This window comes from Pedobacter sp. AK017, assembly GCF_014200825.1.
Classification (GTDB): Bacteria; Bacteroidota; Bacteroidia; order Sphingobacteriales; family Sphingobacteriaceae; genus Pedobacter; species Pedobacter heparinus.
On sequence record NZ_JACHCW010000009.1, the window covers coordinates 93,586 to 112,357 of the forward strand.

An 18,772-nucleotide genomic window follows, 5' to 3' on the forward strand; every position below is an offset into this window, starting at 1 on the left:
TACACAAATGTTAGACCGAAATTGGATTATTATTGCTCAATTGGCATGTTTTTTAGTAAATTGATACGTATGAGAAAAGCATTCATCGCTATTGCAGCATTTTTGGTAGCGCTTACCATAATGTTAGGCCTTACCTACGCACCGTTATGGTGGTTGTTTATTTTTACAGGCCCGGTGGTTTTATTGGGCATTTACGATTTATACCAGCCTAAGCATAGTATTGTCCGCAACTACCCGGTTGTAGGCCGTTTAAGGTATTTTATGGAAGACCTGCGGCCAAAAATATACCAGTATTTTGTAGAGAGTGATACCAATGGCAAGCCATTTAGCCGTTTAAATCGTTCGTTGATCTATCAGCGTGCAAAAATGGAGAACGATACTATTCCCTTTGGAACACAACTTGACGTATATGAAAACGGTTATGAGTGGTTAAGTCATAGTATTTCAGCCATCAGTCATCACGAGCTGGAAGAGAACCCTCGTGTACTTGTTGGTGGTCCGAACTGTACCCAGCCTTATTCTGCCAGTATCTATAACATATCTGCTATGAGCTTCGGTTCTTTAAGCCAGAATGCTATCCTTGCTTTAAACGGTGGTGCAAAACTGGGTGGTTTCGCACATAATACAGGTGAGGGAGGGATTAGTGATTACCATGCCAATCCTGGTGGCGACCTGATCTGGCAAATCGGAACAGGTTATTTTGGCTGTCGCAACCACGATGATGGTTCTTTTAATCCTGAAGCTTTTGCCCAAAGGTCTAAATCCGATCAGGTTAAAATGATCGAAATTAAACTTTCCCAGGGTGCTAAACCGGGGCATGGAGGAATTTTGCCTGCCAAAAAAGTAACACCAGAAATAGCCAGGATCCGGCTGGTAAAAGAAGGCTATGATGTGATTTCTCCACCTTCACATTCAGCTTTCAGGACCCCTTTGGAACTCGTTGCTTTTGTAAAGCAGCTGCGTGAATTATCGGGTGGTAAGCCAATTGGAATTAAGTTGTGCATTGGCCGGAGAAGCGAGTTTTTTGCTATTTGTAAGGCAATGGTGGAAACCGGGATTTATGTTGATTTTATTACCGTAGATGGTGGAGAGGGTGGTACCGGTGCTTCGCCTCAGGAGTTTTCGAATGCTGTTGGCATGCCTTTAAGAGAAGCAGTAGCTTTTGTATATGATGTGCTTAGTGGTTTTAATCTGAAACAACACATCAAGATTATTGCATCCGGAAAAGTAGCTTCAGGCTTCGATCTGGTTAAAAATATTGCCCTTGGGGCCGATTTATGTAATTCTGCCAGGGGTATGATGTTTGCATTGGGTTGTATCCAGGCTTTGGAGTGTAACAGCAATACATGTCCTACTGGTGTAGCTACACAAGATCCGAGTTTAATGAAGGGTCTTGTAGTAGAAGATAAAAAGGTGAGGGTATTCAATTTCCACCGACTTACTGTGGCCAGTGCAGTTGAATTGCTTGGGGCCGCAGGTTTACACCATCCATATCAGCTTACAAGAGCTTATATCAACAGGCGGATAGCGCCAAATGTAATGCATTCTTATATGGAGAGTTTTCCTTATATCCCTGAAGGAAGTTTACTGCAAACGCCTTATCCGATGCGTTTTGAACTGGGTATGGCACTCAGTACATCAGCTAGTTTTAATCCAACAGATTATAAAGTATCGATGGTTGATTATGCACATGCGAATTCTTATTCGGATGATATGGCTGAACATAAGAATAATTCTTAATCCGGAGGGTGCTCAATAAAAAAGCCGTAAACAACAAAAATTGTTTACGGCTTTTTATATAGTTGTTTTAGAGGTTAAAATTCTGCATTCTTAGGGAAACGGGGAAATGCAATAACATCCCTGATGTTGGTCATGCCACTTACAAAAAGAACAAGTCTTTCAAAGCCAAGGCCAAAACCAGAGTGCGGTGCCGAACCGAAACGTCTGGTGTCTAAAAACCACCAAAGTTCTTCCTGTGGAATATTTAATTCTTCCATTCTGGCAACCAATTTATCCATACGTTCTTCCCTTTGTGAACCTCCAACCATTTCTCCTATTCCAGGGAAAAGGATATCCATTGCGGCTACCGTTTTTCTTCCCACTTCATCGGGTTCATTTTGTCTCATGTAAAATGATTTAATATCGGCAGGGTAATCTGTCAGGATTACCGGTTTCTTAAAATGTTTTTCAACCAGGTAGCGCTCGTGTTCCGATTGCAGGTCAGCACCCCATTCATCAATCAGGTATTTGAACTGTTTTTTCTGATTTGGTTTCGACGATTTTAAAATTTTAATGGCTTCGGTATACGTTAACCTTTCAAAATCATTATCCAGACAGAAATTTAATTTTTCAATCAGCGACATTTCACTGCGCTCATTTTGTGGTTTTGATTTCTCTTCTTCCAGTAACCTGTTGTTTAAGAAATCAATTTCTGTTGCGCAGTTGTCCAAAGCATAACGGATCACGTATTTGAGCATGTCCTCTGCCAGCTGCATGTTGTCTTCCAGGTCGGCAAAAGCAACCTCAGGCTCTACCATCCAGAATTCAGCCAGATGGCGTGTTGTATTTGAGTTTTCAGCCCTAAAGGTTGGTCCGAAAGTATAAATCTGTCCAAATGCCATAGCCGCAAGCTCGCCTTCCAGCTGACCTGAAACTGTTAGGTTTGTAGAGCGGGCAAAGAAATCCTCAGAAAAATCTACCTTACCATCTTCAGTGCGTGGCGGGTTTTCCAGGTCAAGTGTCGTTACTCTGAACATTTCTCCGGCACCTTCAGCATCTGAAGCTGTAATAATTGGTGTGTGCATATACACAAAGCCTCTTTCATTGTAAAACTGGTGTATTGCAAAGGCCAGTGCATGGCGTACCTTAAATATCGCATTAAAAGTATTGGTACGAAAACGCAGGTGTGCGATTTCCCTTAAAAACTCTAAGCTATGTTTTTTAGGTTGTAAAGGGAATTTCTCCGGATCACTATCACCTAGTATTTCTATGGAGGTTGCTTTTATATCAACTCTTTGTCCTTTTCCAACGGATTCCACAATAATACCATTTACAGCAATTGCTGCACCAGTAGTAATGCGTTTCAATAAGGCTTCATCCGTATGATTAAAATCAACAACAACCTGGATGTTTCCCATGCAGGAGCCATCATTTATAGCTATAAACTGATTGTTACGGAAGGTACGTACCCAACCCATAACTGTTACTTCTCTGTTAAACTCTTCTGTCTCGAGCAGACTCTTTACTTTTTCTCTGTGTATCATGATTTTATTGTGAAGAGCGTCAAAATTAAGGAATTCTACCAATAAATAACAGTATAATATTTCGAGTTCTGTTTTGGTCTTTTTTCACGTTATGCAGTGATTTTTCTATGTTATTTTATTATTTTTTTAGTGTTTTTGATTTTTTATGCGTTAAATAATTGTTTTTGTTGTATTATTTGTTTGTATTTTTTATTTTTTTTGATTTTATAGTTAATTTATTGTGGTTTTTATGAGTTTATTGTGTACTTTATTGGTTTTACAATTTATTTTTAAATGTTTTTTCTATTATTTTATTGTTATTTCGATTTTTATATAAAATATTTTAATTTTTTATTTGTTTTTTAGTGTATAATTGGAATATATCTCTATATTTGTAATGCTCGTTTAATTTATATTTGGTTAGAAAGGCCTACATCTGGATGGATGTAGGCCTTTTCTTTTTAAGAAGGTGAAAAAAATGCACAAAAAAAAGAGAGTACCTTTCGGATACTCTCTTTTATTATTGAGAATGATCTTCTAAGCTAAAACTTTAGTTACCAGGTCAGATGCTTCTTTTAAAGCAATAGCTGAATAAACTTTCAATCCTGATTCATCTATCAGTTTTTTCGCCTCTTCAGCATTGGTACCTTGTAAACGGCAAATGATAGGAACCGGAACATTACCAATTTCATTATATGCATCTATTACTCCTTGTGCAACCCGGTCACAACGTACAATACCACCAAATATATTGATCAGGATTGCTTTTACGTTGGGGTCTTTAAGTATAATGTTAAAACCAGCCTTTACAGTTTGTGCATTTGCAGTACCACCAACATCAAGGAAGTTAGCAGGTTCGCCACCGGCAATCTTAATGATGTCCATAGTAGCCATAGCTAAACCGGCACCATTAACCATACAACCCACGTTCCCGTCAAGCTTTACATAATTAAGGTTAGATTCACTTGCTTCCACATCTGTAGGATCTTCTTCCAGTTTATCGCGCATTGCTGCATAATCAGGATGACGGAACAATGCATTCTCATCCAGATCAACTTTAGCATCAACAGCGATGATCTTGTCATCAGAAGTTTTTAACACTGGATTGATTTCGAACATCGCAGAATCCGTGCTGTCATAAGCTTTGTAAAGTGCAGTTACAAATTTTACCATTTCTTTAAAAGCCGCACCGCTTAAACCTAAATTAAAAGCAATTTTGCGTGCCTGAAATGCTTGTAAGCCAACTTTAGGGTCAATTTCTTCTTTAAAGATCAGATGAGGTGTATGCTCCGCAACTTCTTCAATGTCCATACCACCTTCAGTCGAATACATGATGATGTTTCTTCCATTTCCACGGTTCAATAAAACGCTTATATAGAACTCTTTGGTTTCAGAAGCTCCCGGATAATATACATCCTGGGCAACTAAAATCTTGTTAACTTTTTTTCCTTCAGGACCAGTTTGCGGAGTTACAAGCTGCATTCCTAAAATTGCAGTTGCTCTTTCCTTAACCTCATCAAGGTTCTTGGCTAGTTTTACACCACCGCCTTTACCCCGTCCACCTGCGTGGATCTGAGCTTTAATTACAACCCAGTCAGAATTGTAGTCAGTTTTCATTTTTTTAGCAGCTTCTACAGCCTGCTCTACCGTGTCGGCAACTATACCTTCTTGTACGGCTACACCAAAACTTTTAAGTATTTCTTTACCTTGATATTCGTGGATATTCATTCGCTGAAAAAATTTGTCCAAATCTACAACTTCAAAAGCTTTATAACAAATGACGACAGGTATTTTCAAGCTTTATATTTTCTTGTTCAGGTTTCAGTTTTTTTATGGTCTTTTTAAACTTTAGTTTCATCTTCATCCAGTAATTATTAAAATCGACATGTCCGGCCTTAAATAGTCTCTTATGGGCAATCCAAACGATGAATGCTGTTGAAAAATAGAAAACACTATAAAAATAATAAATACTTGTCCTGATCATTGGATTTTTATATTGATATATCAGACTTAATCGTTCAATTTGAAAAGTGATATGTGCAGCCTCATCAATTAAAATATCTGTACATATCTGTTTAAGTAAGCTGCATCCCGTTGCATCTTTTAAACATTGGTAAAATATCTGCGCCGCACTTTCTACGGTAATTACAGCAAGGGTCCAGAATTCCATATTCCTATTTAAACCTCTTATTTTTCTGAATAAACTATCGCCCCAATCCTTCTTAATTCTTTGTTCGCCAATAAGATCTATATACCTCCCCAGGTTACTTCCGTGTTTTTGCTCTTCTTTGATAAAAAGTTTAATGGCATTAGTATAATAAGGGTCATTCAGTTGTTTTGCATGTTTTGTTGCCGCATTGATGAGATTGGTGCCTTCTGATGTTTCCCCTAATTGCCAGGCTTGTAACGATTTTAGTATATGCTGTTTTTCTATTTTAGAAAGATCGGGTTTTACACTCCAGTCGATCCTTTGGTTTTTAAGATTACGATTGAAATAGTTTATCCAATACCGTGAGTTGTGCATAGCTTGAAGTTTTAATGTTATAACCGGTTTTTAAGTAAATATTGCTGGGTTTGCCAATCGCGGTAGTTCCAGGAAAGCCATGAACCATGGTTATATTCTTCCCTGAATATGCTGATCCTTTCTTTTAAAACGTTTTCAAAAGCGAGTTTCTGTTCCTCGTCAGTTGTCCTCTTTAACTGGTTGCTTTGTGTTTGAGGATCATATTCGCGTCGGGAAGCGTATACTGATGTTCCAAGATATTTACTGAACAGTTGTTTATTCTGGTGCAACAGCGGTAAAGTTTTATCTGAAAAACCAATTAAGTGATCAAAATCGAGGCGTATGGACTCCTTATGGTTAATGTTGTAGGACACAATAAATACATCCCAGTTTATAAAGCTAAAAACAAGCAGCAGAACATACCAGGCAAAGCCGTTTACTTTGCAGAGGTAAAAGAAAGTCTTCTGTCTGGATACTTTAAGGTAAACGGTAATCAGACCAATAATGCAAAGTAGCAGGAAAACCATTACACCTATACGTTTATAAGTTAAGCCAAGCGCACTGATATAGTGTAAATCCCGGAGCAGTACAGAAGCAATCAGGAAGGCATTTTGAAAGATCCACAAATAGGCCAGTAAACGAAGTGCTCTGTTTTTACTGTAGAAATTCAGGTTCCCGCTAAAAAAATAAACAATGACCAGCATTGCCATGATAATGCTGAAAATTAATGCCTCAGCGCCATCATGCAGGGCCTCAGAGTAGCTGGCATTCATGGAAGTTGTTTCTCCGAGCCAGAGGGTGCTGATATCAATCAGGTTTAAAGCAAGTATCAAAAGATTTAAGGCCGAAAAGGAGATGATGCCAATGATATTCTCAGTCTTTAGGGCGGTTTTACGTTTTAGCAAACTGCCTGCAAAAATATGGCTTAGATTGTAAAATACAGAGCGGTTTTTCTTATTCCGGCGCTGGCGTATAAGTTGTTCGTTGCAACCTGATTCTGCTTTTTCCAGTTCAAGGTCCTTTAGCCTTATAAAAATTGCAGCAGCAAGCACAATGCCTAAAATAATGTGCAGAAAGCGTGGTAAGTTTAAATCGGCAAATAGAAAGTTGAATATGTTGTTGATAAAGGTATTTATACCTGAGAAAAATTGTTCAACGTAGCTGGCAAATATGTTATTTGCTGCGCTATAAAGTGTTATGAAAAAAGTAATGGCAATGAGAGGGATGATGATGTACTTAAACGAGCTCAGCAGAGGTTTAAAAAACATCCCGCTAAAGCGTGCACCCAATATTTTTTTTACCAGGTTTACAGGAGCAGTAACAAATTGTAAAATCGCTGCCAGGATGATGGTAAAGATGCTTCTGAGCAATTGAAAGTGGGTAATGCCAATCACAATAGCCAAACTGATATACCAGGTAATAACAGTAAGGGCAGATTTATTGAAGACAACTAAGAGGGAAGCCAGCAGTAGACTGGCACCGGCTAAATAGCTTTTTATGTTCTTACTCTTCTCTTTATCCATCAAGATGATGGTTAGTATAAAGATAGTATAGATCAGGAGATTGATGGCTTGTTTTTCCATCCAGAAGAGGTAATTAAACAGCAGACCACCTGTAAGGGTTGCCATTAGCTGTAAATTTATTTTTTGTTTCATAACGGTATGATGTTAAAAGTCAGGCAATTTGCATTACTAGATAAAAATATAAATAGGCGGCAGGCAGGTTGAGTAGCATAATGATAGCCGTGATCAATAGCTCACAATAAGCACTGGGCTGCAGGAGTGCCATGAAAACCAATAGTAAAAAGATCACTGAATTGATCAGGAGAGCGAGGACCAGATAGTACGTCCCAATGATAAGCAGCGGATCAAACCTGGTCAGGAAAAAAAATAAAAATAATCCTGAGCCAGTGACGAATAAATATTTGGCGCAGATTTTACCCGTGGCTGTCATTTGTTGAACTGAATTTGTTTTCATTTTATTAGTTTAAAAGTACTTTGAAATTCAAAGTATATGTGTAAAAAAATTAAATCCCCTTAATCATTTTTTCTAAAGCATCTAAATGCGTTTTAAAGGCATGTCTTCCCAATTCAGTAAGCATATAGGTTGTATTTGTTTTTTTTCCTATAAAAGATTTCTGAACTTTCAGGTATTGTGCCTGCTCCAGTGTATTCAGATGGGAGGCCAGGTTGCCGTCTGTCAGTTCCAGCAATTGCTTCAGTTCATTAAAACTGACACTATCATTAACTACGAGTACGGACATTACGCCCAGTCTTATCCGGCTGTCGAATATCTTATTCAGGGCTTCTATGGGGTTCTTCATTATTTGGCCCTTTCGTATTTAAAATACATGATCGTCCCGTAAAAGATGTGTAGGAAACCAAAACCTGTAGCCCAGAAGTAAAGCCCATAACCAATATTGAACATGGCTATTAAGCCAAGAACCACTTCGCAAAATCCTAAAAACCGAATGTCAGAATAGGTATACTTGCTGGCATTGATCAGAGCCAGTCCGTAAAACACCAGGCAGGAGGGAGCAATCAGACCATATGATCGGGGATGAACAAGCAACAGGGCTATAATGAACAGACCACCTGAGATTAGCGGGATGGCCAGGTTGATGAGTAAGTTTTTAGTAGTCCTGTCCCAAAATGGGAGGTTCTTCTTTTTAGTTTGCCTTAAAGTTAGCAGAAGGCCACCCACTAGTGCAACGATGAGCACAGCAAGACCTATTTTAATCAGGCTGAATTCCAGATTCAGGTCAGATTGTCCATAGGTGTATTTCCCATTTACATAATCAGCTATTTCAATATGGGCAAGGTAAGCGCCTAACAGGGCGGTAAAACCTGCGAAAACTCCGGATAGCCCACTTAGAGAGATGAATCTTGATGAACGGTCCATGATATTCCTGATGTCGTTCAATGCATTGAGTTGTTCTTCCTGTTTATTCATCTTAAAAGTACTTTGTTTTTCAAAGTTAGTTCATATTTCTTATTTTCCAAATAATACTTAAGAAAATTTGCTGGGACATTTTTAGTTTATGGTTTTTTGTAAGTTTGCACTTATGCTAAAAGCAAGAGGTATAAAAAAAGCTTATGGAAATCTGCCTATATTAAAAGGTGTTGATTTTGAAGTCGAAAAAGGAGAGATTGTAAGTATAATCGGTGCTTCGGGAGCGGGTAAGAGTACGCTTTTACATATTTTAGGTACTTTGGATAAGCCCGATGAAGGAACGGTTGAACTAAATGGAACAAAGGTTAATCAGCTTTCGGGTGAATTGCTGAGTGTTTTCCGCAACCGTAACATTGGTTTTGTTTTTCAGTTTCATCACCTGTTGCCCGAATTTACTGCATTAGAAAACATATGTATTCCTGCTTTTATTGCTAAAACCGCTAAAAAACAGGCTGAACATCGTGCTATGGAGTTACTGGATCTGTTGGGGCTGAAAGATCGCGCTGATCATAAGCCAAATGAATTATCTGGTGGCGAGCAGCAACGGGTTGCGGTAGCCAGGGCATTGGTCAATAATCCCGCAATTATTCTGGCGGATGAGCCATCAGGTAACCTGGACTCGGCAAATGCCAATGCATTACATGAATTTTTCATCAAGCTAAGGGATAATTTTAAACAAACCTTTGTCATTGTTACGCACAACGAAGATCTGGCCAAGATCAGCGATAGGGTGGTAACTATGAAGGATGGGTTAATTATATATTAATGAAGATTTTGATTACCGGGGGGGTATCTGCCCAGGCGCTGAAAATGCTTATTGCATTTGCAGATGATGCCATTGTGCTGGCAGACTACGGAGATGTGCCTTTGTTCCCAACTGCAAAATATCAGTTTATTTCGCTGGGGGAACGAAACGATGACATCATTGCCCATAATTTATTGAACCATTGCCTTAATGAAGCTGCAGATGCTATTTTACCACTGTATGCATTTGAGATTGCAGAAATTGCAAAGTCAGCTGTACTTTTTGAAGAGTTTAACATCCGGGTTCTGCTACCTGAAACAGCTCAGATCATTCCTTTAAAAAAGTAATAATGGCATTGGAAAAATACTTAAAAGAAAAAGAAACCTTCATTTTTGAACTGGACGATGTAATTTATCCCGAAAAGGATTACCTGTTGCAGGTATATTACCTGTTTGCCCAGTTTATGGAATATGGAGAGCAGCTGAGTGCTGTTGACGTACTTAAATTTATGCAAGACACTTATCTGGAAGAAGGAGCAGTAGATTTGTTTGCTAAAACAGCCGGTAAGTTTAACATACCTGATAAATACCAGGTTAATTTTGACATGTTGCTGATGAGTGTACGTTTGCCGCTTAAGCTGCTTGTGTATAACGAAGTCCTACGCTTTCTACAGGAAATAGTAGTAGAACGGAAACAAATCTTTTTACTGGTACAGGGAAGTCCGGTGATGCAGCTTAATAAAATAAAACAGATAGAATGGAACGGTCTGGAAAAATACCTGACCGTTTATTTTACAGAAGAGTTGAACGAAGAGCCCGATCGGCTTGAATTTATTCTGGAGAAACACCAGATAGATAAAGAAACAGTAGTATTGATCGGTAAATCCGAATTCTCCAAAACAGCGGCATCAAATGTTAAAATATGTTATTTACCGGTTGAAGAACTATTAATTTCTTAATTACGTTCATATTTACTCGTATATTTATTTAAAATATTGAAAATGAAATCCATCGTTTGGCAAAGGAAACCTGTTTTCCTTTATATGTTGTTTATCATGATGGCCCTTGGGGCATGTAAAAAATCTAAAGTAACACCCGAACCAGATCCGCCAGCTTCGGGCTCAAATGTAAAGCAAACGCCAACTACCAACAGAACAGAATTAACCAATGATTCTTTGTTTTTATATGCCCAGCAAATCTATTACTGGAATACTGCGTTGCCATCTTATGATGATTATGTGCCCCGTCAGTATAACACCGCAAGTACCGACCTCATTAACTATGAGAACAACTTGTTTAATATCGTAAAATCTTCCGGATCCGCAGATTACATCGCAGGAAACTCAGATCCAAAATACTCCTATATTGAAGACATTACGACCAGAAATCCTGCTGCCGTATCGGCTGTACCCAATTCAAGGCTGTCTGTAGACCTTGATGGCAATGGAAACGATACCGGGGTAATGTGGATTCCATTTGGTACCAATAACAGCTATACTATTTTTGTTACTGTTGTATATCCTGGTTCGGATGCAGAAGCAAAAGGTGTAAAAAGAGGTTGGGCAATCACCAAAATTAACGGACGGTCATTCGGTACAAATTATAACGGTGAATACAATGCAATTTATGATGAGTTTGCCAAAAGTTCAGTTACAATAGAAGGGTATAAATTTTCCAATGATGTTCAGGGAGAAGCGTTTAACCTTACCCTGACTAAAAAATCGTATAGCAGCAGTCCGGTATATGTGTCTAAAGTAATTACTTCGGGAAGTAAAAAGATCGGTTATCTGGCTTATGGCCGTTTTTCAAATGAAAACAATTCCTTTACTGCTTTAGGTAATGTATTCAGCAGCTTTGCTGCCCAGAATGTAACCGATCTGGTTGTAGATTTAAGGTATAATGGAGGCGGTTATATCAGTACTGCCGAACGTTTGATTAACCTGATCGCGCCTACGACAGCTACTGGGGTAATGTATAAGGAATATTATAATGCAACACTGAGAGATCAGAAAGCAACCATAATGAAAAATCAGCCATTACTGGATGATAATGATAAGGTTCGTTACAAAAACGGCCGGATGATGAATTATTTTGATGATATAGATTATACGGTAGCCGGAAATACATATTCATTTAGCAAAATTGGCAACCTGACAGGGGTAAGCAATATTGTTTTTCTGGTTTCCCGCAATACAGCATCAGCCAGCGAGCTGGTGATCAATTCTTTAAAACCTAAAATGAACGTGAAGCTGGTGGGCCAAACCACTTATGGAAAGCCAATCGGTTTTTTCCCTGTCAGACTTCAAAACAGGTATGACGTTTTTTATTCCTTGTTTGAGACTAAAAATTCGGCCGATCAGGGCGGATATTTTTCAGGTATGGTGCCGGACGCTGCTTTGTCTGAAAACCCAACTTACCAGTTGGGTGATGAAAAAGAGGCTTACCTGGCCAAGGCAATTGGTCTGTTAAATTCTGCGGCAATTACAAGTAGTAATACAGTGGGTTCTAAAGCCGTCATGAGTGTAGGTAGCAAAACCATTGCTCTTGACAATCAGAATTTCAATGCACCGGTAGGGGACGGGGCAAGCTTTGTAGGGATGATAGAAAACCGCCATAAAGGAAGGTGATAAACTAAGAAACTGTGAATCAGAAGGCTTTGTCATGTATCAGAAATTTTATTGACACAATTGTGTAAATGCCTTTGAAGTATGGCGCTTTTTTTGTTTATTGGTATTGTAATTTTAGGTTAAACAAGTGTTTAACCGGTATTTAGCCAGTATATTATGTTAGGGGAATTAATCGCGAAAGAAGCAATAGACATCAGCCAGATTGTACCGGCTGATCAAAATCATACAGAAGAATTAAGAGATAAATTAAATTCAGCCCAGCGACTGGGTAATGAGTTTAAATCAAAGGCCGACATTACCTTTAATACCAAAGAAGGACCAAAAAAGGTTTCGACAACGGTATGGTCGGTTACAGAAAAATACATTCAACTTAAAAACGGTATACATCTTCCATTGACAAGCCTGATTGCAATAGATTTTTAGTCTTATTGTTTTTTCATGCGCTGCTTTTCATGGAACAGCTGCTGGATATCACGTTCTTTATCAATGTTGGTGATGATCTCTAAAATGGCATTACTGGCATCGATAAAAAAACGTTTATTGATGTTCTGATATTCATCAGTAGCCTTGTGGTAGTCTTTATGGTCTTCTACACCAAAATAGATAAAAGGAATGTTCCTGTCATTGAAAATAGAATGATCGCTTTGGTTGGTCCAGTCGTCCTTGCCCAGTTTAGGGTCGTCATGACCAAATAATACCTTGAGGTTAGGATTGGTAATGTAAAAGTAGTTTTTTAATGCCGGATACTTAAATGTGCCACAGGCATAAAGTTCAGCTTTATCATTATGACTGATCATATCCATATTGATGTTCATGATCACCTTGTCAAGGCCTACCGGAGGATTGGCTACAAATGCCCTTGCGCCCTGTAAACCCATTTCTTCTGCATCAAAAGCTGCAAAAATCAAAGTATGATTGGGTTGGTGTTGTTTATAATAAGCAGCAAATTTGAGTAAAGCGGCTACCCCGGATGCATTGTCGTCTGCACCATTATAGATTTCATTTCTGATGATGCCGATATGGTCGTAATGGGCCGAAATCACGATCACTTTATCATTTTTGCCTTCAATAAAACCGATCATATTTTTGCCATTTACCTCTCCTTTGCTGGTCTTGAAGGAAAATCCCTGCTCATAACCCTGCAGTTGCGGAAATGTTTTTAAGCCTATGGCCTTAAAGCGGTTGTTGAGGTAATTTCTGGCCATTTCGGCTCCTTTAGTGTCGGTCTTCCTGCCTTCATAAGCATCAGAAGAAAGGATTTCCACATCGCTTAGTAATTGCTTGTCACGTTCATTTCCTGCAGTATTTTTTACAGAGCTGCAGCTTAATAACAAGGCCAATGACAACAGCAGGTAAGTATTCATATAAATGGGCTTATACATCACATAAAGGTAATTATATTGGCTGATATAACTACAATCCTATTTTTGTAAAAACTTATAGGAAGAAGTACTGTTTTAAATTAATCGTTCCAATTTGGGAATTGGTGTTAATTATAAAATTTTTAAAATGGAATACAGGCGTTTAGGAAAATCAGGATTACAGGTAAGCGCATTGTCATTAGGCAGCTGGCTTACTTTCGGGCAACAAATCAGTGATAAAACCGCAGATGAGTTAATGGGAATGGCTTATGATGCTGGTGTTAACTTTTTCGACAATGCAGAAGGCTATGCCGCAGGCAAATCTGAAATAGTAATGGGCAAAATACTGAAAGCTCATAAATGGGAGCGGGAGTCCTTTGTGGTTTCAAGCAAGGTGTTTTTTGGTACGGAAAATAAAGGTCCTAACCGCATTGGATTATCAAGAAAGCATGTCATTGAAGCATGTAATGGTGCTTTAAAAAGGTTGCAGGTAGATTATCTGGATCTCTACTTCTGTCACCGTCCGGATAGAAATACCCCCATAGAAGAGACAGTATGGGCCATGAATGGACTTTTACAACAGGGAAAGATACTTTACTGGGGAACGTCTGAATGGAACGCAGTAGAGATCATGGAAGCCATAAGGGTAGCTAAACAATACAATCTTATCGGACCTACCATGGAGCAGCCCCAGTACAACCTGATGGAGCGTAACAAGTTGGAAAATGAGTATTTACTGTTGTTTAAGGAACATGGATTGGGTACTACCATATGGTCGCCTTTGGCTTCTGGCTTGCTTTCGGGCAAGTATACTTCTAAAAAAACAAAAGATACACGCCTGGAACTTAAGGGGATGGAATGGCTGAAAGATGCGGTACTGAACGAAGAGAAGTTGAAAAAAGCTGAAAAATTACAGGCGCTGGCCGATAAACTGAATGTTCCCCTGGCAAAATTATCGCTGGCATGGTGTCTTAAAAATCCTAACGTAAGTACAGTTATCCTGGGTGCATCTAAAACTGAACAGTTAAAAGAGAATTTAACCGCCTTAGAGGTATTGCCTTTGTTAACCGATGAAGTGATGGATAAAATTGAAGATCTTGTACAGACTAAACCCAAAGTGGTTCAGTTTTAAGCTTACACATTAAAATAAAAAGCTTGTTCAGTTTGTACTGAACAAGCTTTTTTATAGCCATTTGCTTTTAATAATAAGTTAGCCTGATTACACCCGCCATCTTTTTAGCCAGTCGGATTACCTGTCTGGTATAACCATATTCATTGTCATACCATGCGTATAATACAATTGATTTATTGTCTTTAGCTATGATAGTTGCAGGACCATCAATAATTGAAGCATGACTGTTGCCAATCAGGTCAGTGCTTACCAATTCGTTTGAAATGGAATATTCGATCTGTTCTGAAAGATCACCAAATAAGGATGCCTGTCTTAAAATTTCACTAACTTCTTCTTTAGACGTTACCTTATTTAAAGATAAATTTAATATAGCCAATGAAACATTGGGCGTAGGTACGCGTACGGCATTACCTGTTAGCTTACCACCCAAATGGGGGATTACCTTCGCTACAGCTTTATCTGCCCCGGTTTCAGTTATGACAAGGTTTAAGGCTGCAGAGCGGCCGCGACGGTATTTTTTATGGTAATTATCAAGCAGGTTTTGATCATTGGTATAGGAGTGTACGGTTTCTATATGACCCTTTTCGATACCAAAGGCATCATCAACTATCTTCAGGACAGGAACTATTGCATTTGTGGTGCATGAAGCATTGGATAAAATGTTTTCAGCTTTGAAATCGACCTCTATATCGTTTATGCCGGCTACAACATTAGGAATATCACCTTTGGCTGGTGCGGTTAACAATACCTTACTGATACCTTTGGCCTTAAGGTGCTTACTCAGACCAGCACGGTCGCGGTAAATACCGGTATTGTCTATCAGGAGTGCGTCCTTGATGTCGTAAGTTGTATAATCTACTGATTCGGGGCTGGAAGCTTCAATAAAATGAATGGTCTGCCCGTTTGCAATTAATGCTTTGTTTTCAAAATCTTCTATAATAGTGCCATTAAAAGGGCCGTGAATGGAATCTGTACGTAAAAGTTCGGCTCTCTTGATCAGTTCTTCATCACTATAACTTCTGGTTACTATTGCCCTTAAGCGAAGCTGTTCCCCTTTGCCCGCCTGCAGGATAAGTTCCCTGGCCGCAATCCTGCCTATACGGCCAAAACCGAATAATACAACGTCTTTTGGTTTCAGGCTAATTTTGTCTTTTCCGATGTGTTTGCTAAGTTTTGTGACTATGAAATCATGGATTGAAGCATAGTTATTATTGTCTGCTAACCATTCTGAAGCCAGCCTACCTACATCCACCCTTGAAGGGGCAAGGTTACATTTCGCAATGGTTGTTGCCAGCTCTAAAGTTTCATAAATGCTAATGTCTTTTCCACTTACTTCTTTGGCATATTGATGATGTGCAAGGATCTCACTGCTACCTACATCAAATAAAGGCTTACGGAACAATACCAGCTCAACAGATCTGTCGAACCATAGTTGACCCACAATATTGATCAACTCAATAGCTTTCTTTTCTTTTTCAATCCAGTTTTGAAACTCAGATTGGTACTTCTTTAACATGTCAGGAAATTTTGGTTAGAATGGCACAAAAGTAAAAAAGATTGAGCGAGTACCCAATCTTTTTACTTTATAATTTTATTGCCTGGTTAATGAAGCAGGTGGAAGAACTTATCCTAAATACGACTTCAGGATTTTACTTCTTGAAGTATGGCGCAGACGTTGTAAAGCTTTATCTTTGATCTGGCGGACACGCTCGCGTGTTAAATTAAATTTTTCGCCAATCTCTTCTAATGAAAGTGGATGATTGGTACTTAGACCAAAGAACAGTACAATGATTTCACGTTCACGTTCTGTTAATGTAGACAGGGAACGTTTTATTTCCTCTGAAAGAGATTCATTGATCAGGCTGCTATCTGTATTAGGTTCATGATTTTCCAATACATCAAGCAAAGTATTTTCCTCGCCCTGAACAAAAGGGGCATCCATAGATACATGACGGCCAGAATTACTTAGGGTATCTGAAATTTTATCAACTGTAGTTTCTAAAATGTCTGCCAATTCTTCAGGAGAGGGCTCACGCTCATACTCCTGCTCTAATTTTGAGAATGCCTTACTGATTTTGCTTAATGAGCCAACCTGGTTCAAAGGTAAACGCACAATCCGGCTTTGCTCAGCAATAGCCTGTAAAATTGATTGACGAATCCACCAAACCGCATAAGAGATAAATTTAAAACCTTTAGTTTCGTCAAAACGTTTCGCTGCCTTAATCAAGCCCAGGTTGCCTTCGTTAATCAAATCTCCAAGGGTTAAACCTTGGTTCTGATATTGTTTTGCTACGGAAACTACAAAGCGTAAATTGGTTTTTGTTAAACGTTCTAATGCAGCCTGATCCCCTTCCCGTATCTTCCGTGCCAGTATTACTTCTTCTTCTGCCGTGATTAAATCCACTTTACCAATCTCGTGAAGGTATTTGTCTAATGATTGACTTTCGCGGTTGGTAATTGATTGCGTGATTTTGAGTTGTCTCATCTATATGTTTTGGTACTCGTTATGTATTTTGAACGTGCAAAAGTAAGGATTTAAAGGCAAATTTGAAACATAAATTCCTGAAAATGTTACACTTTGCAGCCGTTATTTGCATTACATTATAGCAGCAATAATTATTCCAAAATACTTTTGTCAGTATTCCCTGTTTATACTGATAATTATCGTTAATTTATTATTAATCACTTGTTTGGGGGTGTTGGCTGATATTATCCCGATTAAGTATTATCTGAAATATTACGTAGGTATATAAATTTCTGACATAAAAATCATATAAAATCAATTCTGCCTGGTGTGCAGAAGCAATACCAACAGAATGATTTTATATGTTTGAGTTTTTAACTCAGATCTGAAACTTCCGCAATTGCTGCATTTTTCTTTACAGACTCTATTCCGTTCTCTCTGCTCGTATCACTTTCATACATTTCGCTATTGCCAATAACCTGTCCGTTGGAAGCCTTCAGGTTAAAATAAGGTTTCCCGTTTGAAGAGGTCTTTCTATCAAATTTATTGTCGTCCTGTGAATTTTTTCTGACAGACTCTATTCCGTTATTGCAGGCACTTTTAGTGGTATAACCTTCACTGCTTAAAATAACCTGTCCGTTTCCCGCCTTTAAATTGAATTGGAACTCTCCGTTTTTTCTGGTAGTAATTTCGAACTTACCCATAATCTTTTTGTTTATTGTTTTTAATTAGGTTGACTTTATAATTTCAATTTATAAAAAACAAACCTTAAACAGAAAAGATCTAGAATTATTTTTTGTTTAACCACTTAACAACTAGGCAAATCTTCTTTTAAATGCTGGCCAGATCGAAAGTCTGGTCCAGCCTGATGCCTCTTTCAGTCTGCTGCAAGGTACAGCATTCATTAACCGGATCGTGTTCCAGGTACAATATGTATTGTTTATCTATAGCTTCCTGTAAAAAGGCTTTTTTCTCATTTAAGGTTTTTAGAGGAAACATGTCGTAAGCCATCACATAGGGGAGGGGAATGTGCCCTACAGAGGGTAGCAGGTCAGCCATATAAACAATAGTCTTCTGCTTATATTGTATTTGTGGTAGCATCATGGCATCGGTATGGCCATAGGCAAAGCGGATATTTATGCCTTCATGGAAAGCTATACCGTCTTTATCTTCTATAAACCTCAGTTGTCCGCTATCCTGTATCGGCAAAATATTTTCTTTCAGGAAAGAAGCCTTTTCCCGCTCGTTAGGGTTTACCGCCCAGGCCCAATGTTTGGCGTTGCTCCAGTAAAAAGCATTCTTAAAAGCAGGGCGAAGCCTGCCATCCCCCTGCCTGATAATTGAACCTCCGCAATGGTCAAAATGCAGGTGTGTTAAAAATACATCCGTAATGTCATCCCTGCTAAAACCTTTTGCAGCCAGAGATTTGTCCAGGGTATCATCGCCATTCAGGTAGTAGTGACCTAAAAACTTCTCGTCCTGCTTATCGCCAATGCCATTGTCTATCAGGATCAGCCTGTCGCCATCCTCAATCAGTAAACAGCGCATGGCCCAGGTGCACATATTATTTGCATCCGCCGGATTGCTTTTTTGCCAGATAGATTTAGGGACAACACCAAACATGGCACCGCCATCCAGTTTAAAAAAGCCTGTATTTATGGTATGTAAGTTCATTTATATGAATTTGGTTAGTATGTAAAGATAAAAAAAGAGGCGGTTCGTATAACCGCCTCTCTATATCATTTAA

At 38.7% G+C, this 18,772-nt stretch carries 19 protein-coding genes; 7 read left to right on the forward strand and 12 right to left on the reverse strand.

The window, feature by feature from the left end:
- Window positions 1-69 precede the first annotated feature (69 nt).
- Window positions 70-1,740 carry an FMN-binding glutamate synthase family protein gene (locus HDC92_RS14275; protein WP_183875458.1) on the forward strand — a complete coding sequence of 557 codons (1,671 nt, stop codon included), beginning with the start codon at window positions 70-72 and terminating at the stop codon, window positions 1,738-1,740.
- 74 nt (window positions 1,741-1,814) lie between these two features.
- On the opposite strand, the gene asnS is transcribed toward HDC92_RS14275, so the two are convergent.
- The 7 genes from asnS to HDC92_RS14310 form a co-directional block, all read right to left on the reverse strand.
- Entirely contained in the window at window positions 1,815-3,263 is a 1,449-nt protein-coding gene (asnS, locus tag HDC92_RS14280) for an asparagine--tRNA ligase (protein WP_015808826.1), read from the reverse strand.
- Window positions 3,264-3,779: 516 nt separating this feature from the next.
- Window positions 3,780-4,970: an ADP-forming succinate--CoA ligase subunit beta gene (gene sucC, locus HDC92_RS14285; RefSeq protein ID WP_015808825.1), complete on the reverse strand. Its 1,191-nt coding sequence runs from the start codon at window positions 4,968-4,970 to the stop codon at window positions 3,780-3,782.
- Between the two features lie 40 nt (window positions 4,971-5,010).
- A complete protein-coding gene (locus tag HDC92_RS14290) occupies window positions 5,011-5,766 on the reverse strand; it encodes a ferritin-like domain-containing protein (protein ID WP_183875460.1) in 756 nt (251 codons plus the stop codon).
- A gap of 17 nt (window positions 5,767-5,783) precedes the next feature.
- Window positions 5,784-7,400 carry a DUF4173 domain-containing protein gene (locus tag HDC92_RS14295; RefSeq protein ID WP_183875461.1) on the reverse strand — a complete coding sequence of 539 codons (1,617 nt, stop codon included), beginning with the start codon at window positions 7,398-7,400 and terminating at the stop codon, window positions 5,784-5,786.
- A 19-nt stretch (window positions 7,401-7,419) separates the two neighbouring features.
- Complete coding sequence (locus tag HDC92_RS14300; RefSeq protein ID WP_183875464.1) at window positions 7,420-7,722, reverse strand: hypothetical protein; 303 nt, start codon at window positions 7,720-7,722, stop codon at window positions 7,420-7,422.
- Window positions 7,723-7,771: 49 nt separating this feature from the next.
- Window positions 7,772-8,068 (reverse strand): winged helix-turn-helix domain-containing protein, encoded by a 297-nt coding sequence (locus HDC92_RS14305; protein WP_015808821.1) that lies wholly within the window; start codon window positions 8,066-8,068, stop codon window positions 7,772-7,774.
- Complete coding sequence (locus tag HDC92_RS14310; protein WP_015808820.1) at window positions 8,068-8,697, reverse strand: hypothetical protein; 630 nt, start codon at window positions 8,695-8,697, stop codon at window positions 8,068-8,070. The genes HDC92_RS14305 and HDC92_RS14310 overlap by 1 nt, the downstream gene beginning before the upstream one ends.
- A 112-nt stretch (window positions 8,698-8,809) precedes the next feature.
- Here HDC92_RS14310 and HDC92_RS14315 point away from each other — a divergent pair, with 112 nt between their 5' ends.
- The 5 genes from HDC92_RS14315 to HDC92_RS14335 all read left to right on the forward strand — a co-directional run bounded on the left by HDC92_RS14315 (window position 8,810) and on the right by HDC92_RS14335 (window position 12,491).
- Complete coding sequence (locus tag HDC92_RS14315; RefSeq protein ID WP_015808819.1) at window positions 8,810-9,463, forward strand: ABC transporter ATP-binding protein; 654 nt, start codon at window positions 8,810-8,812, stop codon at window positions 9,461-9,463.
- Complete coding sequence (locus tag HDC92_RS14320; protein ID WP_183875466.1) at window positions 9,463-9,789, forward strand: hypothetical protein; 327 nt, start codon at window positions 9,463-9,465, stop codon at window positions 9,787-9,789. Before HDC92_RS14315 ends, HDC92_RS14320 begins: the two co-directional genes overlap by 1 nt.
- 2 nt (window positions 9,790-9,791) lie before the next feature.
- Window positions 9,792-10,400, forward strand: coding sequence for an HAD hydrolase-like protein (locus HDC92_RS14325; protein ID WP_015808817.1), 609 nt, complete (start codon window positions 9,792-9,794; stop codon window positions 10,398-10,400).
- Window positions 10,401-10,442: 42 nt separating this feature from the next.
- A complete protein-coding gene (locus HDC92_RS14330) occupies window positions 10,443-12,068 on the forward strand; it encodes a S41 family peptidase (RefSeq protein WP_049772268.1) in 1,626 nt (541 codons plus the stop codon).
- Window positions 12,069-12,224: 156 nt separating this feature from the next.
- Window positions 12,225-12,491 carry a hypothetical protein gene (locus HDC92_RS14335; protein WP_183875468.1) on the forward strand — a complete coding sequence of 89 codons (267 nt, stop codon included), beginning with the start codon at window positions 12,225-12,227 and terminating at the stop codon, window positions 12,489-12,491.
- A 2-nt stretch (window positions 12,492-12,493) separates the two neighbouring features.
- Here HDC92_RS14335 and HDC92_RS14340 read toward each other — a convergent pair whose 3' ends face one another.
- Window positions 12,494-13,432 carry a M20/M25/M40 family metallo-hydrolase gene (locus HDC92_RS14340; RefSeq protein WP_255484534.1) on the reverse strand — a complete coding sequence of 313 codons (939 nt, stop codon included), beginning with the start codon at window positions 13,430-13,432 and terminating at the stop codon, window positions 12,494-12,496.
- Window positions 13,433-13,577: 145 nt separating this feature from the next.
- On the opposite strand from HDC92_RS14340, the gene HDC92_RS14345 reads away from it, so the two are divergent.
- Window positions 13,578-14,561, forward strand: a complete 984-nt coding sequence (locus tag HDC92_RS14345) for a potassium channel beta subunit family protein (protein WP_015808813.1) — start codon at window positions 13,578-13,580, stop codon at window positions 14,559-14,561.
- A 67-nt stretch (window positions 14,562-14,628) separates the two neighbouring features.
- Here the strand turns inward: HDC92_RS14345 and HDC92_RS14350 are convergent, their stop codons facing one another.
- The 4 genes from HDC92_RS14350 to HDC92_RS14365 all read right to left on the reverse strand — a co-directional run bounded on the left by HDC92_RS14350 (window position 14,629) and on the right by HDC92_RS14365 (window position 18,699).
- Entirely contained in the window at window positions 14,629-16,077 is a 1,449-nt protein-coding gene (locus HDC92_RS14350; protein ID WP_015808812.1) for a glyceraldehyde-3-phosphate dehydrogenase, read from the reverse strand.
- A gap of 108 nt (window positions 16,078-16,185) precedes the next feature.
- Window positions 16,186-17,046 (reverse strand): RNA polymerase sigma factor RpoD/SigA, encoded by an 861-nt coding sequence (locus HDC92_RS14355; RefSeq protein WP_008242129.1) that lies wholly within the window; start codon window positions 17,044-17,046, stop codon window positions 16,186-16,188.
- 353 nt (window positions 17,047-17,399) lie between these two features.
- Window positions 17,400-17,729 (reverse strand): YegP family protein, encoded by a 330-nt coding sequence (locus tag HDC92_RS14360; protein WP_183875473.1) that lies wholly within the window; start codon window positions 17,727-17,729, stop codon window positions 17,400-17,402.
- A gap of 127 nt (window positions 17,730-17,856) precedes the next feature.
- Window positions 17,857-18,699: an MBL fold metallo-hydrolase gene (locus HDC92_RS14365; RefSeq protein ID WP_183875475.1), complete on the reverse strand. Its 843-nt coding sequence runs from the start codon at window positions 18,697-18,699 to the stop codon at window positions 17,857-17,859.
- Window positions 18,700-18,772: the final 73 nt, after the last annotated feature.

Coding starts and splice junctions, on each gene's coding strand:
- HDC92_RS14350 (WP_015808812.1), bottom strand. CDS start 16,077: ATGTTAAAGAAGTACCAATCTGAGTTTCAAAACTGGATTGAAAAAGAA.
- HDC92_RS14315 (WP_015808819.1), top strand. CDS start 8,810: ATGCTAAAAGCAAGAGGTATAAAAAAAGCTTATGGAAATCTGCCTATA.
- HDC92_RS14290 (WP_183875460.1), bottom strand. CDS start 5,766: ATGCACAACTCACGGTATTGGATAAACTATTTCAATCGTAATCTTAAA.
- sucC (WP_015808825.1), bottom strand. CDS start 4,970: ATGAATATCCACGAATATCAAGGTAAAGAAATACTTAAAAGTTTTGGT.
- HDC92_RS14330 (WP_049772268.1), top strand. CDS start 10,443: ATGAAATCCATCGTTTGGCAAAGGAAACCTGTTTTCCTTTATATGTTG.
- HDC92_RS14305 (WP_015808821.1), bottom strand. CDS start 8,068: ATGAAGAACCCCATAGAAGCCCTGAATAAGATATTCGACAGCCGGATA.
- HDC92_RS14365 (WP_183875475.1), bottom strand. CDS start 18,699: ATGAACTTACATACCATAAATACAGGCTTTTTTAAACTGGATGGCGGT.
- HDC92_RS14310 (WP_015808820.1), bottom strand. CDS start 8,697: ATGAATAAACAGGAAGAACAACTCAATGCATTGAACGACATCAGGAAT.
- HDC92_RS14360 (WP_183875473.1), bottom strand. CDS start 17,729: ATGGGTAAGTTCGAAATTACTACCAGAAAAAACGGAGAGTTCCAATTC.
- HDC92_RS14295 (WP_183875461.1), bottom strand. CDS start 7,400: ATGAAACAAAAAATAAATTTACAGCTAATGGCAACCCTTACAGGTGGT.
- HDC92_RS14300 (WP_183875464.1), bottom strand. CDS start 7,722: ATGAAAACAAATTCAGTTCAACAAATGACAGCCACGGGTAAAATCTGC.
- asnS (WP_015808826.1), bottom strand. CDS start 3,263: ATGATACACAGAGAAAAAGTAAAGAGTCTGCTCGAGACAGAAGAGTTT.
- HDC92_RS14275 (WP_183875458.1), top strand. CDS start 70: ATGAGAAAAGCATTCATCGCTATTGCAGCATTTTTGGTAGCGCTTACC.
- HDC92_RS14325 (WP_015808817.1), top strand. CDS start 9,792: ATGGCATTGGAAAAATACTTAAAAGAAAAAGAAACCTTCATTTTTGAA.
- HDC92_RS14345 (WP_015808813.1), top strand. CDS start 13,578: ATGGAATACAGGCGTTTAGGAAAATCAGGATTACAGGTAAGCGCATTG.
- HDC92_RS14320 (WP_183875466.1), top strand. CDS start 9,463: ATGAAGATTTTGATTACCGGGGGGGTATCTGCCCAGGCGCTGAAAATG.
- HDC92_RS14340 (WP_255484534.1), bottom strand. CDS start 13,432: ATGAATACTTACCTGCTGTTGTCATTGGCCTTGTTATTAAGCTGCAGC.
- HDC92_RS14335 (WP_183875468.1), top strand. CDS start 12,225: ATGTTAGGGGAATTAATCGCGAAAGAAGCAATAGACATCAGCCAGATT.
- HDC92_RS14355 (WP_008242129.1), bottom strand. CDS start 17,046: ATGAGACAACTCAAAATCACGCAATCAATTACCAACCGCGAAAGTCAA.